The sequence below is a fragment of the Escherichia sp. KTE172 genome, from assembly GCF_000408845.1.
GTDB lineage: Bacteria > Pseudomonadota > Gammaproteobacteria > Enterobacterales > Enterobacteriaceae > Escherichia > Escherichia coli.
In genome coordinates this window covers 2,263,174-2,284,070 of sequence record NZ_KE137316.1, presented here as the reverse complement: position 1 = coordinate 2,284,070, position 20,897 = coordinate 2,263,174, and the positions used below count along the sequence as shown (strand labels likewise).

Here is a 20,897-nt window from a genome sequence, read left to right as displayed (position 1 = left end):
ATTAATTCGGTTTGCCGCTGGCATCAACGCCAGCTTATTTCAAAATGGTGCGGAATTTTACTGCAATTGCTGCTGCTTTGTAAAGCACCGCGGCCTTTTTTGAAAGGGACTTTTATAAGGGTGAGGAGTATACACGAGGCTTTCTCCAGGGGCGAACAAAGTTTTACATCAACCCGCATTGGTCCTACACTGCGCGGTAATAAAGCGAGGTAAAACAAGTCATGCGTGTACTGGGTATTGAAACTTCCTGCGATGAAACCGGCATCGCCATTTACGACGATGAAAAAGGTTTGTTAGCCAACCAATTGTATAGTCAGGTGAAATTGCACGCTGACTACGGCGGCGTCGTGCCTGAACTGGCCTCCCGCGATCACGTGCGTAAAACCGTACCGTTGATCCAGGCGGCGCTAAAGGAGTCTGGTTTAACGGCAAAAGACATTGATGCTGTGGCCTATACCGCAGGCCCTGGATTAGTCGGCGCGCTGCTGGTTGGCGCGACCGTGGGGCGTTCTCTGGCGTTTGCCTGGGACGTTCCGGCGATCCCGGTACACCATATGGAAGGGCATCTGTTAGCGCCGATGCTGGAAGATAACCCACCGGAATTTCCGTTTGTGGCGCTACTGGTTTCCGGCGGTCATACGCAGTTAATCAGCGTCACTGGCATTGGTCAGTATGAGCTGCTCGGCGAGTCTATTGATGATGCCGCCGGGGAAGCGTTTGACAAAACCGCGAAGCTGCTGGGGCTGGATTATCCTGGCGGGCCATTACTGTCGAAAATGGCGGCTCAGGGTACTGCCGGGCGCTTTGTCTTCCCGCGCCCGATGACCGACCGTCCGGGGCTGGATTTCAGCTTTTCTGGTCTGAAAACCTTCGCGGCAAATACCATTCGTGATAACGGCACCGACGACCAGACGCGTGCTGATATCGCCCGCGCCTTTGAAGATGCGGTGGTCGATACGTTGATGATTAAGTGTAAGCGAGCGCTGGATCAGACGGGCTTTAAGCGACTGGTAATGGCAGGTGGCGTGAGTGCTAACCGCACGTTACGGGCGAAGCTGGCTGAAATGATGAAAAAACGCCGTGGCGAAGTGTTCTACGCGCGTCCGGAATTTTGTACTGATAACGGCGCGATGATCGCCTATGCCGGAATGGTGCGGTTTAAAGCAGGCGCGACGGCGGATCTTGGCGTTAGCGTGCGTCCGCGCTGGCCGCTGGCAGAGTTACCGGCCGCGTAAAACTCTTAGGTGCCGGAGAGTCACTTCCGGCACCGTCCTCACTTAAAGCAACACCACGGGCATCCACAGTAAGCCGGTAATCACCAGCAACACGAGGAATATCAGCCCAAAAATTGCCCCCAGTCGCCAGTAATCCACCGTTGGCAGATAACCACTACCGTAGTAAATCGGACTGGGTCCGGTGGCGTATGGCGTAAGAATGCTCCCCAGACCAATTGCCGCGCCAACCATCAGGCAGAACACCGGCAGCGGGATTTCCGGCATCGCCAGCGCGGCGGCAATCATCATCGGCGCGAGAGCGGAGGTATACGCCGTGGCGCTGGCAAAGAAGTAGCGCAGCAGATAAAAGACCACAATCAACGCCACCATCACCATCGTCGGCGAATAACCGCTTAAGCTGCCTGCTAACAGTTTGCCAAACCAGCTAATAAAACCGGTGTTGTTGAGTCCGGTAGCGAGGGTGATAAGCGAGGCCAGCCAGAAGAAAACGTTCCACGCGGCTTTATTACTGACAATGTCGTCCCAACTGATAATGCGCAGAAGCAGCATCAGCGCCACCACGCTGTAACCGACCATCGCGGCATCGATATAATCACCGCCGAAAATCCACAGCACCAGCGCGCCTACCATCAGCCCCAGCATCCGTTTTTCACGCGAACAGAGCGGGCCCATTGCCTGCAGTTCCGTCTCTGCCCAGCGCGGCACCTGATCACCAGACTTCAGTACCGGCGGGTACAGCACGTAAGCCAGCCAGGGAACCAGCAGAACCAGTAAAATGCTGAGCGGCAACATCCCGAGGAACCAGTCGCCCCAGCTCAGCGTGGCGTGAGATGCGCTTTTCATCAGGCCAATTAACAGCAAGTTAGGTGCCATCGCCGTCAGGAAAATGGCGCTGGTCACGCAGTCGGCAACAATCCCCATCCACATGATGTACGAGCCAATGCTGCGCGAACTGCTGTCGTTTGGTTGTGATTGATAGAGCGGTGGCAGGTTACGGATGATGGGATAGATAATCCCCGCACCACGCGCCGAGTTGGACGGTGTTACAGGCGCAAGTATCAGCTCGGAGAACATCACTGCATAGCCGAGAAACAGCGTACGATGCCCCATCTTTTTCACCAGAATCAGCGCGATGCGACGTCCAAGCCCGGTTTTTTCATAGCCCGTACCAAACATAAAGGCGGCGAAAATCAGCCAGATAACCGAATTAGAAAAACCAGAAACCGCCCAGGAGAGGGATTTGGCGGTGAACTTAAAACCTGGCTGGGCGAGCTGCTCCGGGCTGAACAGCAGCAAGGGAGAGAGAATGGCGATAATGGAGATACCCACCATCGCCACCACGGCACCCGGCACGGGTTCGAGGATCAGTCCAACGATCACGCCAGTAAAAACAGCAAAGTAGAGCCAGGTATGACTCTCCAGCCCTGCGGGAAGCGGAAGTAGAGCAATAATGGCGATGACCGCCAGCGGCGCAAGGTATCGCCACCATTCAGTGGAAGGTTTCATCGTGTTATGCCTGCGAAAAAGGAGAGGGGTGAGCCTCTCCGGGAGGGTTATTTGATGTAATGGACGTGCTCGCAGATCTCTTCCACGATGGGATCGCGGCGTTCGGCGAACAGCTTTTTGTTTTCGGCTATCAGGTTGTTGCCGTGGGTATCAATAGAGACAATCAGCGGGCCGAACTCTTTGACCCGGCAGACCCACAGTGACTCCGGCATTCCGAGCTTTGTCCAGTGCACTTCTTCAATCTCTTCCACCTGGGTTGCCGCCAGCACCGCGCAGCCTGCCGGGAAAATCACATGTAGCGCCTTGAATTTCTGGCAGCCTTCTTCGGTCAGCGGCCCCATACCACCTTTGCCAACCACCAGTTTCACGCCGGTCTGCTCAATAAATTCACGTTCAAAACTTTCCATACGCATACTGGTTGTCGGGCCGACGGAGACCATCTCCCATTTGTCGCCGTTTTTGCGCACGATGGGGCCAGCGTGGAAAATCGCTTTGCCGTTGAGATCGTAAGGGATCGGACGTTTCAGTTCGATCAAACGGCGGTGACAAACGTCGCGGCAGGTCACCAGCGTACCGGTCAGGTAGATCACATCGCCGACGCGAATATCTTGCAGATCTTCAGCTTTGATCGGGGTTGTCAGGATCTTTTTCATAACGCGCTCCGGGTGTGAGACAGATTTTCAAAGGTGAGATCGGCATGAACCAGCAGCGTGCCGCGACGATGCGCCCAGCAGCCGGTAGAGACAGCAACGCCGATGGTTGACGGATGGCGGGCGGCAGATTCGATATGTACGCCCATCACTGAACTGTTGCCGGTCAGCCCTTGTGGACCAATCCCCAGACGGTTGAGTCCTTCTTCCAGGCGTAGCTCCAGTTCTGCCGCTTTTGGATTGGGATGGCGGCTGCCAATCGGGCGCAAAATGGCTTTACGCGAGAGTACGGCGGCGGTTTCCACCGAGGTGGCGATGCCCACGCCCACCAGTACCGGTGGACAGGCGTTTACGGCGAGGGTGGAGATATTTTCGAAGACGAATTTCACCACGCCTTCGTAGCCTTCTGACGGCATTAACACTTTCGAGCGGCCAGGTAGCGTGCAGCCGCCGCCTGCCATGTAAACTTCGATTTCCGCATCGTCATTGTCGGGGATGATGTCCCAGGTGACCCACGGTACGCCGCTACCGGTATTTTTGCCGGTGTTTACTTCGTCAAAAATTTCTACCGCATTGTGACGTAGTGGCGCTTTGACGGTTGCCTCTTCCACGGCTTGTTTGAGTATGCTTTGCAGCTCGCCAAGCAGTGGGAAGCGGGAACCGACTTTAACGAAGAACATAATCTCCCCGGTGTCCTGACAGGCAGGACGATTCAGGTCAATCGCTTTTTGCATGTTGTCGAACATCGTATGGTAGATAATTTTCCCCATCGACGACGTTTCGGCATCCTTTAGCTGTTTTAGTTTATCCACCACGTCATCAGGCATTCGGGTAGAAATCATGGCGGTAAAGTTAGCGACAATCTCTGTCAACTTATTCACTGCCTGTTGCTTATTACTTTCGCTCATCATGGCAACTCCAGTTTTTGTATTTGTCTGGAAAAATTCACCGCCACAAACTACCACTAAAAATGTGGTTTTATATTTTTTGCCACCGTGAATATGTAATTAACAGTTCGTGAATCAACGCGAAAATAAGAATGAATATTGCGCCAGAGCAGGGAATGGCAATGTTTTGCGAAATACACTGCGCTTATCACAACTGCGGATAATTAACGATGCTGAATAGCTGGCCTTTAGCCAAAGACTTGCAGGTACTGGTAGAAATCGTTCACAGCGGGAGTTTTAGCGCCGCAGCGGCGACGCTTGGGCAGACGCCTGCATTTGTCACCAAGCGGATCCAAATCCTTGAAAATACGCTGGCAACAACGCTGCTGAACCGCTCCGCTCGCGGCGTGGCGCTGACTGAAAGTGGCCAACGTTGTTACGAACATGCGTTGGAAATCCTCACCCAATATCAGCGACTGGTCGATGACGTCACGCAAATCAAAACGCGCCCGGAGGGGATGATTCGTATTGGTTGCAGTTTTGGTTTTGGGCGCAGCCATATTGCGCCAGCTATTACCGAACTGATGCGCAATTATCCTGAGTTACAGGTGCATTTTGAATTGTTCGATCGGCAAATTGATTTAGTGCAGGATAATATTGATCTGGATATTCGTATTAATGACGAAATTCCTGATTATTATATTGCGCATCTTTTGACAAAAAATAAAAGAATATTATGCGCAGCACCTGAGTATCTGCAAAAATATCCGCAGCCACAATCCCTACAGGAATTAAGTCGTCATGACTGTCTGGTGACCAAAGAGCGCGATATGACCCATGGAATATGGGAGTTGGGGAACGGTCAGGAGAAAAAATCGGTGAAGGTAAGCGGGCATCTTTCCTCCAATAGCGGCGAGATTGTGCTGCAATGGGCGCTGGAGGGCAAAGGGATTATGCTGCGTTCCGAGTGGGATGTGTTGCCGTTTCTGGAGAGTGGCAAACTGGTGCAAGTATTGCCAGAGTATGCACAAAGCGCCAATATCTGGGCTGTTTACCGGGAGCCGCTCTATCGCAGCATGAAATTACGTGTCTGCGTGGAATTTCTGGCGGCATGGTGCCAGCAACGGCTGGGCAAGCCCGATGAAGGCTATCAGGTCATGTAGATCCACCAGAAATCACTCGGGATCCTTTTCGCGCTTTCTTTTGAATTTCGTCCAGATTTTTGTCTCCTGACGACGCCACAGACGTTGGATGTTGTCATGATGACGCAGCAGGATCAGGCAAGAGAGCATCGAAACCGGGAAGGTGAATTGTGGCTTAAACCACCAGACATAAAACGGAGCAATCAGTGCACTGACAATCGCTCCCAGCGACGAGTATCCGCTCAATAGCACGGTCAGTAACCAGGTTCCCGCCATTACTCCGGTGAGATCCCAGCCAATGGGTGCGATGGCACCAAAAGCGGTAGCAACGCCTTTTCCTCCTTTAAATCCGAAGAAAACGGGCCAGATGTGTCCAAGACAGGCGGCGATGGCAATTAAGCCTAGCCAGAAGGGGCTGACACCTAATTCATACGCGCCCCAGACGGGCAACATTCCTTTCAGAACGTCGAAAATCAGTACTGCTACGGCTGCTCCCTTGCCACCGATACGTAACACATTGGTTGCGCCTGGATTGCCGGAGCCGCTGGTTCGCGGATCGGGCAGCCCACACAAGCGGCAAACCAGAATGGCACTGGAAATGGAGCCGCAGAGGTACGCGATGAGGATCATTCCAGGCGCGATTGCACTCATAAGCTGTTCCGTTTTGAAAATTCGTGTTCAACGATGAATCTGTGGATAATACGCACATTTCGCCGGAAGTGGTATCCGGTTAGCCAAAAAGCAGGCAGGACGTGATGGATATTGTATTTATAGAGCAACTTTCGGTAATCACCACTATTGGTGTTTACGACTGGGAACAGACCATCGAACAGAAGTTAGTGTTCGATATCGAAATGGCGTGGGATAACCGTAAAGCGGCGAAAAGTGATGATGTGGCGGATTGCCTCAGTTACGCTGACATTGCAGAAACGGTGGTCAGCCACGTCGAGGGGGCGCGTTTTGCGCTGGTGGAACGCGTGGCTGAAGAGGTGGCGGAGCTGCTGTTAGCACGCTTCAACTCGCCGTGGGTGCGTATCAAACTCAGCAAGCCAGGCGCAGTGGCGCGGGCGGCGAATGTTGGCGTAATCATTGAGCGTGGCAATAATCTGAAAGAAAATAATTAATTTTACAGCTGTTAAACCAAACGGTTATAACCTGGTCATACGCAGTAGTTCGGACAAGCGGTACATTTTAATAATTTAGGGGTTTATTGATGAGCGATATGCACTCGCTGCTGATAGCGGCAATATTGGGTGTGGTCGAAGGATTGACAGAATTTCTGCCGGTATCCAGCACGGGCCATATGATTATTGTCGGTCACTTGTTGGGGTTTGAGGGCGACACGGCGAAAACCTTTGAAGTTGTGATCCAGTTAGGATCAATTCTGGCGGTAGTAGTGATGTTCTGGCGGCGTCTGTTTGGCCTGATTGGCATCCACTTTGGCCGCCCGTTGCAGCACGAAGGTGAAAGCAAAGGTCGTTTAACGCTGATCCACATTTTGCTGGGGATGATTCCGGCGGTGGTATTGGGGCTGTTGTTCCACGACACGATTAAGTCATTGTTTAACCCGATAAATGTGATGTATGCGCTGGTCGTTGGCGGTTTGTTGCTGATTGCCGCCGAATGCCTGAAGCCGAAAGAGCCGCGTGCGCCGGGTCTTGATGATATGACCTATCGTCAGGCATTTATGATTGGCTGTTTCCAGTGTCTGGCGCTGTGGCCGGGTTTCTCCCGTTCCGGGGCGACCATTTCAGGTGGGATGCTGATGGGGGTGAGCCGTTACGCTGCTTCCGAGTTTTCGTTCCTGCTGGCGGTGCCGATGATGATGGGCGCAACGGCGCTCGATCTCTACAAAAGCTGGGGCTTCCTGACAAGCGGCGATATCCCGATGTTTGCCGTTGGGTTTATCACCGCTTTTGTGGTGGCGCTGATAGCGATTAAAACCTTCCTGCAATTGATTAAGCGCATTTCGTTTATCCCGTTCGCCATTTATCGCTTTATTGTGGCGGCTGCGGTGTATGTCGTGTTCTTTTAATTGAGGAATAGTGTCGGATGCTTGGCGTTGTCAACGATTGCGTAGGCCGAATAAGGCGTTCACGCCGCATCCGGCAATCAACGCCTGATGCGACGCTTGCGCGTCTTATCAGGCCTACAACTGTCGTTGACATGTAGCCGGATAAGGCGTTTACGCCGCATCCGGCAAAATGCCCAATACTCATTCAGGCTTTGGGCAACGTTGTTCCTTCCAGCTGGCTACCGCCGCAATCCGCCGTCGGGTCAGCTCCTCGCGAATCTCCACACCTTTAAATCCCGCTTCAACGACGGCTTTTGTCGGCACTGACTGCGCCACTTCCCAGGCTTCGCGCAACCAGCGGCCTTGCGGGTAGTCCGCTGATTCAAAACCGGTTCTGCCGCGCACGTCAGCCTCGCTGGTCAGCGCCAGTTGCTCGACACGCTGCGGTTTACGCCAGGCATCGATGGAATCAAATAATTTGACGATGGTTTTTGGGTTCAGCATTGGGAAGGTGTGGATGAGATCGTGAAACTCAGCCACCAGTCTGGCTAAATCGCGAATTTCATTTGGCACGCGCAGACGCTGGCATAGTTGTTCCACTAACTTAACACCCGCCGGGCCATGACCATGATGACGCGGCCAGAGTTCTGGCGGCGTCAGCCCTTTACCGAGATCGTGGCATAAAGTTGCGAAACGGACATCGACCTGCGGACTCAGCATCGCCGCCATTGAGAGCGTCATTAAGGTATGAATACCCGTATCGATTTCCGGATGCCACTTGGCAGGGGCCGGAACGCCAAACAGTGCGTCAATTTCCGGGAATAAAACGCGCAGTGCGCCGCAATCGCGCAGTACCTGGAAGAACACCTGTGGATTGCGGGTGGTGAGGGCGCTTTCCGTCTCTTTCCATACCCGTTCAGGCGTCAGGTGTTCCAGTTCACCCGCATGGGTCATCTCGCGCATCAACGCCAGAGTTTCATCGGCAATACGAAAACCGAGGTGGGCATAACGCGCAGCAAAACGCGCCACGCGCAATACGCGTAACGGATCTTCGCCAAAAGCGGGGGAAACATGGCGCAACAGACGATTTTGCAGATCGCCCAGACCGTTGTACGGGTCGATAATCTCGCCGTTATCGTCCTGGGCCAGCGCATTAATGGTCAGATCGCGACGCTTAAGATCATCTTCCAGCGTGACATCCGGTGCGGCATAGCAAGTAAAACCGGTGTAACCGGAACCGGATTTCCGTTCGGTACGTGCCAGCGCATACTCTTCATGCGTTTGCGGATGCAGAAACACAGGAAAATCGCGGCCTACCTGCTGGTAGCCCGCGTCGAGCATCTCCTGTGGCGTACTGCCGACCACCACCCAATCTCTGTCTTTGACCGGTAGCCCTAACAATGCATCCCGAACAGCACCACCGACCAGATAAATCTTCACGCCATCATCCCTTCGTCAAATACACAATTCCTAATAATAAGACAGTGCAACGAAGAAGGCGATTTAGTTCATCCAGCGATCTTTGCGTTTGCGGCTTGGGATCAGGTGCGGCAGTACCAGACCGAGCAGCAAGCCAAGCCCCAGCACGCCACCGCCATACATAAACCATTGCATGATGATGGTGCGCTGTTTGTCATCCAGCTGTACGCTGGCGGCATCGACCTTTTTCTGCGCGACAATCAGCTCGTTTTTCAGTTTCTGATTTTCTTCTTTTAACCCGTTGATCACGCTGTCGCTCTGCGCCACTTTTTGCTGCATTTCTGCGGTGCGCTGATTCCAGGTGTTATCGATATTGGTGAGTTTATCGGTCAGGGTTTTGACCTGATTTTCCAGATCTGGCACACGGGAGCGCAGGCTTGGCTCAGTGCTAAGTTGTTTCAACGGGATCCAGGCGGTACGGCCAGAGCTGTCTTTCACCTGGGCATAATTGGTGTTGGCGTCAGTTTGTAATAAGGTCACTTCCTCGCCGGCGTTAACCGTGCCCACGAGGCGATAATGATCTCCCGGACCGCTGCGGACCCAGGTATTCAGTTCGTCGGAAACATAGCGCGTTTCTTCAGCGTGTGAGACGGCAGTCGCGCTAAGTGCGAGTAAAGTTAATCCGATCAGGCGTAATTTTGGCATCAGGCTGTCGTTATTGTCATGGAAAGTGGAACGATAGTAGTGGCATCAGTGTCGCTACGCAAAGCATTCGACATCAATCGGAATCCTCTGTGTCAGGTCTTGCCACTGCTTCAAACTTTTACGCCCGTCAAATTGCCCGTTGCATGGCAATTTGGCGCAAAATACTATCTACTGACAAAAAAGATCGCATTAAGTTCGCCGTTCATCGTCACTTATGTGACATAACCGATAAGTAAAGGCCATGGCTCAGGAAATCGAATTAAAGTTTATTGTTAATCACAGTGCCGTTGAGGCGTTGCGTGACCATCTCAATACGCTGGGCGGCGAGCACCATGACCCCGTGCAGTTGCTGAATATTTACTACGAAACGCCGGATAACTGGCTGCGTGGGCACGATATGGGCTTACGTATTCGTGGCGAAAACGGTCGCTATGAGATGACCATGAAAGTTGCAGGAAGAGTGACAGGCGGCTTACATCAGCGCCCGGAATATAACGTGGCGTTGAGCGAACCGACGCTCGACCTGGCGCAGTTACCGACGGAAGTCTGGCCGAACGGCGAATTGCCCGCCGATCTCGCCTCCCGCGTGCAGCCGCTGTTCAGCACCGATTTTTATCGCGAAAAATGGCTGGTGGCGGTCGATGGTAGCCAAATTGAAATCGCCCTCGACCAGGGGGAAGTGAAAGCGGGTGAATTTGCTGAACCTATCTGTGAGCTGGAACTGGAACTGCTTAGCGGCGACACGCGCGCGGTGCTGAAACTGGCGAACCAACTGGTATCGCAAACCGGATTACGCCAGGGCAGCCTGAGCAAAGCGGCGCGTGGCTATCATCTGGCGCAGGGCAATCCGGCGCGTGAAATCAAACCGACCACCATTTTGCATGTTGCGGCAAAAGCCGATGTGGAACAGGGGCTGGAAGCGGCGCTCGAGCTGGCGTTAGCGCAATGGCAGTATCATGAAGAACTGTGGGTACGCGGCAACGATGCGGCGAAAGAACAGGTGCTGGCAGCCATTAGCCTGGTCCGTCATACGCTGATGCTGTTCGGTGGTATTGTGCCGCGTAAAGCGAGCACTCACTTACGTGATCTGCTGACTCAATGCGAGGCGACCATTGCTTCTGCGGTGTCTGCCGTGACGGCGGTCTACTCTACCGAAACGGCAATGGCGAAGCTGGCGTTGACCGAATGGTTGGTAAGCAAAGCATGGCAGCCATTTTTAGATGCCAAAGCGCAGGGCAAAATCAGCGACTCCTTCAAACGCTTTGCCGATATCCATCTTTCCCGCCATGCCGCTGAACTGAAAAGCGTTTTCTGCCAGCCGTTAGGCGATCGCTACCGTGACCAGTTGCCACGCCTGACGCGTGATATTGACTCAATACTGTTGCTGGCGGGTTACTATGATCCTGTCGTCGCGCAAGCCTGGCTGGAGAACTGGCAGGGGCTGCATCACGCTATTGCGACCGGGCAACGCATCGAAATTGAACATTTCCGTAATGAGGCAAACAATCAGGAACCGTTCTGGTTGCACAGCGGAAAACGTTAATCAGGCAAGGATAAAATCGCTTATGAAGCCGCTCTCTTCACCGTTACAGCAGTACTGGCAGACCGTTGTTGAGCGGCTGCCAGAGCCTTTAGCCGAGGAATCACTTAGCGCACAGGCGAAGTCAGTACTTACTTTTAGTGATTTTGTGCAGGACAGCGTGATTGCGCATCCAGAGTGGCTGACGGAACTGGAAAGCCAACCGCCGCAGGCCGACGAATGGCAGCATTACGCGGCATGGTTGCAGGAGGCGCTCTGTAATGTGAGTGACGAAGCCGGGTTAATGCGCGAGCTGCGGCTATTCCGGCGGCGCATTATGGTGCGCATCGCCTGGGCGCAAACGCTGGCACTGGTTACTGAAGAGAGCATATTGCAGCAGCTCAGCTATCTGGCGGAGACGCTGATTGTTGCGGCGCGTGACTGGCTGTATGACGCCTGCTGCCGCGAGTGGGGAACGCCGTGCAATGCGCAGGGCGAAGCGCAACCGCTGCTGATTTTAGGCATGGGTAAGCTGGGCGGTGGGGAGCTGAATTTCTCCTCTGATATCGATCTGATTTTTGCCTGGCCGGAACATGGTTGTACGCAGGGTGGACGCCGGGAACTGGATAACGCGCAGTTTTTTACCCGCATGGGGCAGCGGCTGATTAAAGTGCTGGATCAACCAACGCAGGATGGCTTCGTCTATCGCGTGGATATGCGGCTGCGTCCGTTTGGCGAAAGTGGCCCGCTGGTGCTGAGCTTTGCCGCGTTGGAAGATTATTACCAGGAGCAGGGGCGCGACTGGGAGCGTTACGCGATGGTCAAGGCGCGGATTATGGGCGATAGCGAAGGCGTCTATGCTAACGAGTTGCGTGCGATGCTGCGCCCGTTTGTTTTCCGTCGTTACATCGATTTCAGCGTGATTCAGTCGCTGCGCAACATGAAAGGGATGATTGCCCGTGAAGTGCGTCGACGTGGTTTGACCGACAATATCAAACTCGGCGCAGGCGGCATTCGCGAAATTGAATTTATCGTTCAGGTGTTCCAGCTCATTCGCGGCGGACGCGAACCGTCGCTGCAATCGCGCTCTTTACTGCCAACGCTCAGCGCCATTGCCGAGCTGCATCTGCTTTCTGAAAACGATGCTGAACAATTGCGAGTGGCGTATCTGTTCCTGCGGCGTCTGGAAAACCTGCTGCAAAGCATTAACGACGAACAAACCCAGACGCTTCCTTCTGATGAGCTTAATCGTGCGCGGCTGGCGTGGGCGATGGACTTTGCTGACTGGCCGCAACTGACCGGGGCGCTGACCGCACATATGACCAATGTGCGCCGGGTGTTTAATGAATTGATTGGCGACGATGAAAGTGAAACTCAGGAAGAGTCGCTGTCGGAACAGTGGCGTGAGCTGTGGCAGGATGCGTTGCAGGAAGATGACACTACGCCAGTGCTGGCGCATCTTAGCGAGGATGATCGCAAACAGGTGCTAACGCTGATTGCCGATTTCCGCAAAGAGCTGGATAAGCGCACCATCGGGCCGCGAGGACGTCAGGTGCTCGACCATCTGATGCCGCATCTGCTAAGTGATGTCTGTGCGCGTGAAGACGCTGCCGTTACGCTGTCGCGCATTACCGCCTTGCTGGTGGGGATTGTTACCCGCACCACCTATTTAGAATTGCTCAGTGAATTCCCCGCGGCGCTTAAACATTTGATTTCTCTGTGTGCCGCGTCGCCGATGATTGCCAGCCAGCTGGCGCGTTATCCATTATTGCTGGATGAATTGCTCGATCCAAACACCCTTTACCAGCCGACGGCGACCGATGCCTACCGCGATGAGTTGCGCCAGTATTTGCTGCGCGTGCCGGAAGATGACGAAGAGCAACAGCTTGAGGCGCTGCGTCAGTTCAAACAGGCGCAGCTGTTACGCATCGCCGCAGCGGATATCGCCGGTACGCTACCGGTGATGAAAGTGAGCGATCACTTAACCTGGCTGGCGGAAGCCATGATAGATGCCGTCGTTCAGCAGGCGTGGGTTCAAATGGTTGCCCGCTACGGTAAGCCGAATCACCTGAACGAACGCGAAGGGCGTGGTTTTGCGGTGGTCGGCTACGGCAAGCTGGGCGGCTGGGAGTTAGGCTACAGTTCCGATCTTGACCTTATCTTCCTCCATGATTGCCCAATGGATGCGATGACTGACGGTGAGCGGGAAATCGACGGGCGGCAGTTTTATCTGCGTCTGGCGCAACGCATTATGCATCTGTTCAGTACGCGTACCTCTTCCGGCATTTTGTATGAAGTGGATGCTCGACTGCGTCCGTCCGGGGCGGCGGGAATGCTGGTGACATCCGCAGAAGCATTTGCCGATTATCAGAAAAACGAGGCCTGGACGTGGGAACATCAGGCGCTGGTGCGTGCGCGTGTAGTGTACGGCGATCCGCAGCTCACCGCGCACTTTGACGCAGTGCGTCGCGAGATTATGACGCTGCCGCGTGAAGGTAAAACTCTGCAAACGGAAGTGCGGGAAATGCGCGAGAAAATGCGCGCTCATCTCGGCAATAAACATCGCGATCGCTTTGATATCAAAGCTGATGAAGGGGGAATTACCGATATCGAATTTATTACCCAATATCTGGTGTTGCGCTACGCTCATGAAAAACCGAAGTTAACGCGCTGGTCAGACAACGTGCGTATTCTGGAACTACTGGCGCAAAACGACATTATGGAAGAGCAGGAAGCGATGGCGCTGACCCGTGCTTACACTACGCTTCGCGATGAACTTCATCATCTGGCATTACAGGAATTGCCGGGCCATGTGTCGGAGGATTGCTTCACCGCAGAGCGTGAACTGGTGCGGGCAAGCTGGCAGAAGTGGCTGGTGGAAGAATGAAGTATGGTATTATCGCGCGCAAATTTTGAATCTCTCAGGAGACAGGAATGAAAGTAACGCTGCCAGAGTTTGAACGTGCAGGAGTGATGGTGGTTGGTGATGTGATGCTGGATCGTTACTGGTACGGCCCCACCAGTCGTATCTCGCCGGAAGCGCCGGTGCCCGTGGTTAAAGTGAATACCATCGAAGAACGTCCGGGCGGCGCGGCTAACGTGGCGATGAATATCGCTTCTCTCGGTGCTAATGCACGCCTGGTCGGGTTGACGGGCATTGACGATGCAGCGCGCGCGCTGAGTAAATCTCTGGCCGACGTCAACGTCAAATGCGACTTCGTTTCTGTACCGACGCATCCGACCATTACCAAATTACGGGTACTTTCCCGCAACCAACAGCTGATCCGTCTGGATTTTGAAGAAGGTTTCGAAGGTGTTGATCCGCAGCCGCTGCACGAGCGGATTAATCAGGCGCTGAGTTCGATTGGCGCGCTGGTGCTTTCTGACTACGCCAAAGGTGCGCTGGCAAGCGTACAGCAGATGATCCAACTGGCGCGTAAAGCGGGTGTTCCGGTGCTGATTGATCCAAAAGGTACCGATTTTGAGCGCTACCGCGGCGCTACGCTGTTAACGCCGAATCTCTCGGAATTTGAAGCTGTTGTCGGTAAATGTAAGACCGAAGAAGAGATTGTTGAGCGCGGCATGAAACTGATTGCCGATTACGAACTCTCGGCTCTGTTAGTGACCCGTTCCGAACAGGGTATGTCGCTGCTGCAACCGGGTAAAGCGCCGCTGCATATGCCAACCCAAGCGCAGGAAGTGTATGACGTTACCGGTGCGGGCGACACGGTGATTGGCGTCCTGGCGGCAACGCTGGCAGCGGGTAATTCGCTGGAAGAAGCCTGCTTCTTTGCCAATGCGGCGGCTGGCGTGGTGGTCGGCAAACTGGGAACCTCCACGGTTTCGCCGATCGAGCTGGAAAATGCTGTACGTGGACGTGCAGATACAGGCTTTGGCGTGATGACCGAAGAGGAACTGAAGCTGGCCGTAGCGGCAGCGCGTAAACGTGGTGAAAAAGTGGTGATGACCAACGGTGTCTTTGACATCCTGCACGCCGGGCACGTCTCTTATCTGGCAAATGCCCGCAAGCTGGGTGACCGCTTGATTGTTGCCGTCAACAGCGATGCCTCCACCAAACGGCTGAAAGGGGATTCCCGCCCGGTAAACCCACTCGAACAGCGTATGATTGTGCTGGGCGCACTGGAAGCGGTCGACTGGGTAGTGTCGTTTGAAGAGGACACGCCGCAGCGCTTGATCGCCGGGATCTTGCCAGATCTGCTGGTGAAAGGCGGCGACTATAAACCAGAAGAGATTGCCGGGAGTAAAGAAGTCTGGGCCAACGGTGGCGAAGTGTTGGTGCTCAACTTTGAAGACGGTTGCTCGACGACCAACATCATCAAGAAGATCCAACAGGATAAAAAAGGCTAACCGGAAAGCGGTTCACAGATCTCGCTTCGTACATGGCAGGCCTATTGACGCTGTTGTTTTTTCAACCTAGAGTAAAGGAACAAGGGTAAGGGAGGATTTCTCCCCCCTCTGATGAGTTGTTAGTAAGTCGGGAAACTTAACAGTAACAACACAACCAGTATGATGACGAGCTTCATCATAACCCTTTCCTTATACAAGGCCCCTTCTTCGGGAGGGGCTTTCCCGTTTCAGCCCCTTGCTGCCCCCCGATTGTTGATGAGCGCCGGACCCCGCGCAATGCTTTCCCAGAGGCAATTTTGCCTTCCCCGAGCGGTCACGCAAAACGCTGCAACGTCCTGAGCATTTGCACCTTTTAGCGGAACGCAGATATAAAAAATCCCCGGCTTTTTGGGCCAGGGATATGTGTTAATGAAACCTTCTTGACGCTGATTTTTTTTCAACCTAAAGTAAAGGAACAAGGGTGAGGGAGGATTTCTCCCCCCTCTGATTGGCTGTTAATAAGCTGCGAAACTTACGAGTAACAACACAATCAGTATGATGACGAGCTTCATCATAACCCTTTCCTTCTGTAAGGCCCCCTTCTTCGGGAGGGGCTTTCCCGTTTCAGCCCCCTGCTGACTCCCCGATTGTTGATGAGCGCCAGACCCCACGCAATGCTTTCTCTGATGCAGTTTTGCCTTCCCCGAGCCGTCACGCAAAATGCTGCAACAACCTGATCATTTGCACTTTTTAGCGGAACGCAGATATAAAAAATCCCCGGCTTTTTGGGCCAGGGATTATTCCTGGAAGAGGGTTTACTCTGCTTTTTCTTCGACGGGAGTTGTTGAGGTTAAGGGTGAAGTCAATGCCGCCAGTGAGCCGCCTGAAACGCCAATTTCATTGAGCAAGGAGTCAATCAGCGGTGCCTGTGTGCGGTAAGAGAGAGCGGCTGATAATGCTTGTTCCGCCAGGTTTCCGCCCCCCACATTACCCGTGTTTGCATCACCCGCAGCGCCGCCACGATTCAGACCATCGACCTGAATAATCTTGATACCGTCGATTGACTTCATCGGCTCAACGGATTTCTCTATTACCGCAGGCAGCGCCTGCAACAAGGCCAGTTTGAATTTAAGGCTGGTTTGTTCATCAGAAAGTACGTTGATAGCATCGTTCAGCGCACGTTGTGCTTCTGCTTCCGCCAGACCCTTTTTACGTGTAGCTTCGGCTAACTCAACGATAGCCGCCGCCTGCATCTCTGCGGCTTCTTTTTCTGCTTTCGCCCGCACGGTCAGTTCAACCGCTTTGGTTTCTGCATCCTGCGCGGCAGCGATTAGGGCAACTTGTTTAGCACGATCGGCTTCGGCAGTCTGGCGAGTGGTTTCTACGTTTTGTTGGGCGCTTACCGCTTCTGCAAGTGCGAGATTAGCACGCGCTTCTGCCTGGGACTGTTGTTCCGATTTGGCGGCAATAGCGATCGATTTCGTCTGGTTAGCGATTTCGGTGACCTGCTGCTGTTCGATCTCTTTAATGCGAACTTCACGTTCAGCTTCAACCTTTCTTGAGCGGACGGCCTGTTCGCGGTCGATTTCTGTTTCCTGAATCTGTCGTTCAGCCAGAATTCGTGTCTGCTCTGCTTCACGACGACGTTCAGCTTCAAAAGCCGCAATACGTGCATTCTGTTCGGCAGTACGGGTTTTAACCTGCTGCTCCTGCTCAAGCGTCATAAACGCTTCTTGCTGTTCAATCTCCAGCTTGCGCGATAGCGCATCGCGATTTTTTTCACGCACCGCAACTTCTACATCCTGTTCAACTTCGTTACGTTCGCGGCGACGGCGCTCTGTTTCCTGAGTCAGTTTGGTTAAACCTTCGGCGTCAAAGGCATTGTTCGGATTGAAATGTTCTTTCGAGGTCTGGTTAAAGTTGGTAAGTGAAACGCTCTCCAGTTCCAGACCGTTTTTCGACAGGTCTTCTGCCACTGTATTTTGCACCCCCTGCACAAAGTTCTCGCGGGTATCCTGTAACTCATGCATGGTCATTTGCGCAGCTGTTGCACGGAGGGCATCGACAAATTTATCTTCAACCAACATACGTAAGTCTTCAGGCGACAGGGTGCGTTGCCCCAGCGTCTGGGCAGCGGTGGCAATCCCTTCTACTGAAGGTTTTACCCGCACAAAGAAAGCGACTACTACATCGACGCGCATACGATCTTTCGTAATCAGGCTATCAATGGTTGAGCGGCTGACTTCCAGCTTCAGAGTATTCATATTGATGGGGATTATTTCATGAAAGATCGGCATCACGATTGCGCCACCGCTCATTACCACTTTTTGCCCACCTAAACCAGTACGAACAAAAGCTTGCTCTGCCGAAGCGCGACGATAGAGCCTGGCGAAAATAATTCCAATAATAAACAGAATGCATACGGCAATAATTGCGGTAAACATCCAGGAGGGCACAGAATTAACAATATCATCCATTATTAAATTTCCTTTTGATTAATAAATTACAATATTTGGGGCCAGGGATTATTTTCCGCCAAATATCGCGTTGCAGAAAGTCGGCAAATAATTAACACTTTGTCTCCTTTAGTGAAAATTTTTCCTTCTTCAGGCTCCAGTAGTAAATAATGTATTTGGCCAAATTGATCGGTGAGTTTTCCTTCGCAGGGATTACCTGAAGTGGCTTGATGACCGGTAATTAACGCCATGCTACCAATATATTCTTCTTCTGTAATAGCTGAACTATGGTCGCGTGGAATCCAGGGCGCAACTATTTTACCGGTATAATGCACCGCAATAATCGTAAACAGTAAACTGACAGGAACCACGAACAGGTTCGACAGTGGTGATTGCCAGACCATGATGCAGGCATGCTGCAACAGGATGCTAATAAGACCAAAAAAACCAGCCAGTAAGCAGAGAACGACGAGAGCTGGCAATCTTCCAATATTGAGATAATGAAGTGCCTGGCTAATATGACCTGTGGTTATAGAATCATAATGGTCAAGATGTGCATCAAGAGCACCGGAGAGCATGTGACCGCAGATAAGCGCAAAAATTTCTAACAGGCCGATCAACAGTACAAAGGAAATAGCGAAAAGATAAGGGGTGTTATAGTCGGCGAATAAAATCATATATCACTCCAATGTCCATTTAGTGACGCAATATTTAATTTGTAATAGTTTCCTTGCTTACATTTATCTGTGTTAATAATAACACAGGTTAGAGAAGTTCTGGAAGAGAAAGTCTTTTAATATGGTTTTTTATTTTTCACTAAAAAGTGTGATCGGGGACAATATATTTACGCACGTTATGTTTAAAGGCACTACACTGATTGGGGAATACTGAAATCAGAAAAAGCATATGGCCTTAAAAGGTATGCGATAACCGGAGGATGTGCTTATGGATCATAGTCTTAATTCTTTAAATAATTTCGATTTCCTGGCGCGTAGTTTTGCCAGAATGCACGCAGAAGGTCGCCCGGTCGATATTCTGGCCGTTACTGGTAACATGGATGAAGAACATAGAACCTGGTTTTGCGCACGTTATGCCTGGTATTGTCAACAGATGATGCAGGCAAGAGAGCTGGAGTTAGAGCACTGATATAACGGGCCTGATGGCCCGTTTTAGTGTTTGTATTAGATACTAGTTATAGGTGATTTTCAGGATTACGTCTTTACTAAACGGTCCCTCAACAACCGTTTCTGCCGGGTTCGCACTCAGTTCTGCCCTGAATGGTGCGGTGACCGAAGGCGCACTAGACGATGAAAAAGAAGCAAATTGTGAGAAGCGGTTAAATTCCGTTGCTGTTCCATCGTTATGAAATATCTTCAATAGCAGACCATTACCTATATCCAGATGGCTATAATCACTCAAAATATCCGTAGTGAAAAAACTCCCTAAAATATTAAACTGCTCAGTACAGGCCGCACCCGGATCTTTGGTCATGACTACGCTAAACGTCTCACTCACGCTGGTATTTTTAATTGTTCGGGAATTTATTTTACCAAAGTCGACAACGCCATCAGCTGGTTCCAGATCAACATTAACAAAGCAGTCAAGGACATGAATGTTATTTAATCCGCGAATCCTGAAGGTCAGATTTTTATCTACTTCTATAGCACCTGCTCCGCTCATACCTTTAAATTCAAGTGCTATATATTCGTCAGGTAATACAAGTTTTTTATTTACTTTATTGGCATTTTTAGCTAGCTTAATATATAGCTGCACTCGTACTGGAAAAGTTACTGATAATTGCGGTTCAGGACCGCCACTACAGACTGCGGGCTTTTTGTAGCCATTCCCGAAGGTTCCGGCTCCTTTTATACCAATACATACAGGTGCTGCAATAGGTAGTGGAGATGTAGAATCATAATCAACCCCATTATAAGTTACACCGAAAGTATAAGAGTTTTGATTATAAAAGTCTTGACCTGATGCTAACAACATCATTATATTTGCCCATGCAGATGGGTATTCTTCTCCTGGAGATGGGCCTGGTAGTGCATTATTACAGAAAACATTCATAAAATATTCACTGCTTTGCCAGATTTTATCACCTTTTTTACCATCGCTGGGGATAGAGATTCTTGGTACGTAACCAATGACAACGGTATTTCCACCTTCATGTTCAGCATAGCAGTCCATTGCCCATGCAGGTAATGAACTAAAACCCATAAAAAAAGTAATAACAATTAACAAGTAGCGCATATTATTGATCTCGGTTGGCTACAGAAATATTACAAATGTTATTTACTACAGGGCAGTTTATTTCATAAAAACTTAATCCACCAAAGTCATTGATATAACCCACCTGAAAAGTTGACGGAACATTTTTAAACTGCGTATTTGCATAGCTAAAAGGGGTTACCATTAAGCTTTGCGTTTGTGGTAACATCGTTACCCCATTTGTTCCGATATAACCCAGCGTAACGTGATAAGGCATCTTATTGTTAAAGCGGATCGAACCGTCATTTCTACGAATGATTTCAACTTTTTCGTAAGTCATTACCCCATCGTCTTCTAATTCAATGGCTTTTGGCCGCCAGAATAGTTTCAATGCGTGCTGCATAGTGACTTGCATCACATTTTTTTTATCTGTTTTGGGCGGTATTTCTCGCACGTTAAAATAGAAGAGCGTTTCTCTGTCTTTAGGAAGTTGAGCAATTTTTTCCTGAGTTATCATTCTTATTTGAATTTGCTCACTGGGATTTAAACGCACCATTGGAGGAACAGTGACAATAAAGTCACGCGATTTATTGCCTTTCGTATCTTCTATCCATGTTTGGGCCAGATAGGGCAGGTTTTTACTTTGATTAGTAAGTTTTAATGCTTCGCCTTTATCTGACTCATTCATTATGATACGGGTACGATCCGGGATGATGGCACCCCAGGCAATGCTGCTCATACAGGAGAGTAATACTCCTGCTGCAATGATATTCTTTGTATTTAAGTAGCGCATTAGTTTCATCCTG

20 protein-coding genes are annotated in these 20,897 nt (G+C 51.5%); 8 read left to right on the top strand and 12 right to left on the bottom strand.

Annotation, left to right across the window (positions count from 1 at the left end):
* Positions 1-221 precede the first annotated feature (221 nt).
* A complete protein-coding gene (gene tsaD, locus G434_RS12990) occupies positions 222-1,235 on the top strand; it encodes a tRNA (adenosine(37)-N6)-threonylcarbamoyltransferase complex transferase subunit TsaD (RefSeq protein WP_001264352.1) in 1,014 nt (337 codons plus the stop codon).
* A 42-nt stretch (positions 1,236-1,277) separates the two neighbouring features.
* On the opposite strand, the gene ttdT is transcribed toward tsaD, so the two are convergent.
* The 3 genes from ttdT to ttdA are packed head-to-tail and all read right to left on the bottom strand — an operon-like array spanning position 1,278 to position 4,302.
* Entirely contained in the window at positions 1,278-2,741 is a 1,464-nt protein-coding gene (gene ttdT / locus G434_RS12995) for an L-tartrate/succinate antiporter (RefSeq protein WP_000804946.1), read from the bottom strand.
* Between the two features lie 47 nt (positions 2,742-2,788).
* A complete protein-coding gene (gene ttdB, locus G434_RS13000; RefSeq protein ID WP_001530899.1) occupies positions 2,789-3,394 on the bottom strand; it encodes a L(+)-tartrate dehydratase subunit beta in 606 nt (201 codons plus the stop codon).
* Complete coding sequence (gene ttdA, locus G434_RS13005) at positions 3,391-4,302, bottom strand: L(+)-tartrate dehydratase subunit alpha (protein WP_000986797.1); 912 nt, start codon at positions 4,300-4,302, stop codon at positions 3,391-3,393. Before ttdA ends, ttdB begins: the two co-directional genes overlap by 4 nt.
* A gap of 206 nt (positions 4,303-4,508) precedes the next feature.
* Here ttdA and ttdR point away from each other — a divergent pair, with 206 nt between their 5' ends.
* The gene (gene ttdR, locus G434_RS13010) at positions 4,509-5,441 is read left to right on the top strand and encodes an L-tartrate utilization transcriptional activator TtdR (protein ID WP_000935206.1); all 933 of its coding nucleotides are present in this window, start codon (positions 4,509-4,511) and stop codon (positions 5,439-5,441) included.
* Between the two features lie 12 nt (positions 5,442-5,453).
* Here the strand turns inward: ttdR and plsY are convergent, their stop codons facing one another.
* Positions 5,454-6,071: a glycerol-3-phosphate 1-O-acyltransferase PlsY gene (gene plsY, locus G434_RS13015; protein ID WP_001272796.1), complete on the bottom strand. Its 618-nt coding sequence runs from the start codon at positions 6,069-6,071 to the stop codon at positions 5,454-5,456.
* Positions 6,072-6,175: 104 nt separating this feature from the next.
* Here plsY and folB point away from each other — a divergent pair, with 104 nt between their 5' ends.
* Positions 6,176-6,544 (top strand): bifunctional dihydroneopterin aldolase/7,8-dihydroneopterin epimerase, encoded by a 369-nt coding sequence (gene folB / locus G434_RS13020; RefSeq protein ID WP_001295541.1) that lies wholly within the window; start codon positions 6,176-6,178, stop codon positions 6,542-6,544.
* An 89-nt stretch (positions 6,545-6,633) separates the two neighbouring features.
* On the top strand, positions 6,634-7,455 hold the full coding sequence (gene bacA / locus G434_RS13025) for an undecaprenyl-diphosphate phosphatase (RefSeq protein ID WP_001281927.1): 822 nt from the start codon (positions 6,634-6,636) through the stop codon (positions 7,453-7,455).
* 180 nt (positions 7,456-7,635) lie between these two features.
* Here bacA and cca read toward each other — a convergent pair whose 3' ends face one another.
* Both cca and G434_RS13035 read right to left on the bottom strand, forming a co-directional pair.
* The gene (gene cca / locus G434_RS13030) at positions 7,636-8,874 is read right to left on the bottom strand and encodes a fused tRNA nucleotidyltransferase/2',3'-cyclic phosphodiesterase/2' nucleotidase/phosphatase Cca (protein ID WP_000708487.1); all 1,239 of its coding nucleotides are present in this window, start codon (positions 8,872-8,874) and stop codon (positions 7,636-7,638) included.
* A 63-nt stretch (positions 8,875-8,937) separates the two neighbouring features.
* Complete coding sequence (locus tag G434_RS13035; RefSeq protein WP_001125331.1) at positions 8,938-9,558, bottom strand: TIGR04211 family SH3 domain-containing protein; 621 nt, start codon at positions 9,556-9,558, stop codon at positions 8,938-8,940.
* A gap of 241 nt (positions 9,559-9,799) precedes the next feature.
* Between G434_RS13035 and ygiF the strand changes: the two genes are divergently transcribed.
* Genes ygiF through hldE form a run of 3 tightly spaced genes read left to right on the top strand, consistent with a single transcriptional unit; the run spans position 9,800 to position 15,445 of the window.
* Positions 9,800-11,101 carry an inorganic triphosphatase gene (gene ygiF / locus G434_RS13040; protein WP_000046281.1) on the top strand — a complete coding sequence of 434 codons (1,302 nt, stop codon included), beginning with the start codon at positions 9,800-9,802 and terminating at the stop codon, positions 11,099-11,101.
* Positions 11,102-11,123: 22 nt separating this feature from the next.
* Positions 11,124-13,964 carry a bifunctional [glutamate--ammonia ligase]-adenylyl-L-tyrosine phosphorylase/[glutamate--ammonia-ligase] adenylyltransferase gene (gene glnE / locus G434_RS13045; protein ID WP_001301081.1) on the top strand — a complete coding sequence of 947 codons (2,841 nt, stop codon included), beginning with the start codon at positions 11,124-11,126 and terminating at the stop codon, positions 13,962-13,964.
* A 47-nt stretch (positions 13,965-14,011) separates the two neighbouring features.
* Positions 14,012-15,445, top strand: coding sequence for a bifunctional D-glycero-beta-D-manno-heptose-7-phosphate kinase/D-glycero-beta-D-manno-heptose 1-phosphate adenylyltransferase HldE (gene hldE, locus G434_RS13050; RefSeq protein ID WP_000869178.1), 1,434 nt, complete (start codon positions 14,012-14,014; stop codon positions 15,443-15,445).
* A gap of 119 nt (positions 15,446-15,564) precedes the next feature.
* On the opposite strand, the gene ibsE is transcribed toward hldE, so the two are convergent.
* The 4 genes from ibsE to G434_RS13060 all read right to left on the bottom strand — a co-directional run bounded on the left by ibsE (position 15,565) and on the right by G434_RS13060 (position 18,557).
* Positions 15,565-15,624, bottom strand: a complete 60-nt coding sequence (ibsE, locus tag G434_RS27615) for a type I toxin-antitoxin system toxin IbsE (RefSeq protein WP_010723221.1) — start codon at positions 15,622-15,624, stop codon at positions 15,565-15,567.
* A 315-nt stretch (positions 15,625-15,939) separates the two neighbouring features.
* The gene (locus tag G434_RS29840; RefSeq protein WP_001387081.1) at positions 15,940-15,999 is read right to left on the bottom strand and encodes a type I toxin-antitoxin system Ibs family toxin; all 60 of its coding nucleotides are present in this window, start codon (positions 15,997-15,999) and stop codon (positions 15,940-15,942) included.
* Positions 16,000-16,239: 240 nt separating this feature from the next.
* A complete protein-coding gene (locus G434_RS13055; protein ID WP_001311137.1) occupies positions 16,240-17,901 on the bottom strand; it encodes a flotillin family protein in 1,662 nt (553 codons plus the stop codon).
* Between the two features lie 26 nt (positions 17,902-17,927).
* Positions 17,928-18,557, bottom strand: a complete 630-nt coding sequence (locus tag G434_RS13060) for an OB-fold-containig protein (RefSeq protein ID WP_001530893.1) — start codon at positions 18,555-18,557, stop codon at positions 17,928-17,930.
* 268 nt (positions 18,558-18,825) lie between these two features.
* Between G434_RS13060 and glgS the strand changes: the two genes are divergently transcribed.
* A complete protein-coding gene (gene glgS, locus G434_RS13065; protein WP_000350095.1) occupies positions 18,826-19,026 on the top strand; it encodes a cell surface composition regulator GlgS in 201 nt (66 codons plus the stop codon).
* A 42-nt stretch (positions 19,027-19,068) separates the two neighbouring features.
* Here glgS and G434_RS13070 read toward each other — a convergent pair whose 3' ends face one another.
* Positions 19,069-20,133 carry a fimbrial protein gene (locus tag G434_RS13070; protein WP_001530892.1) on the bottom strand — a complete coding sequence of 355 codons (1,065 nt, stop codon included), beginning with the start codon at positions 20,131-20,133 and terminating at the stop codon, positions 19,069-19,071.
* A 1-nt stretch (position 20,134) separates the two neighbouring features.
* The gene (locus G434_RS13075) at positions 20,135-20,884 is read right to left on the bottom strand and encodes a fimbrial biogenesis chaperone (protein ID WP_001269824.1); all 750 of its coding nucleotides are present in this window, start codon (positions 20,882-20,884) and stop codon (positions 20,135-20,137) included.
* Between the last annotated feature and the right edge of the window lie 13 nt (positions 20,885-20,897).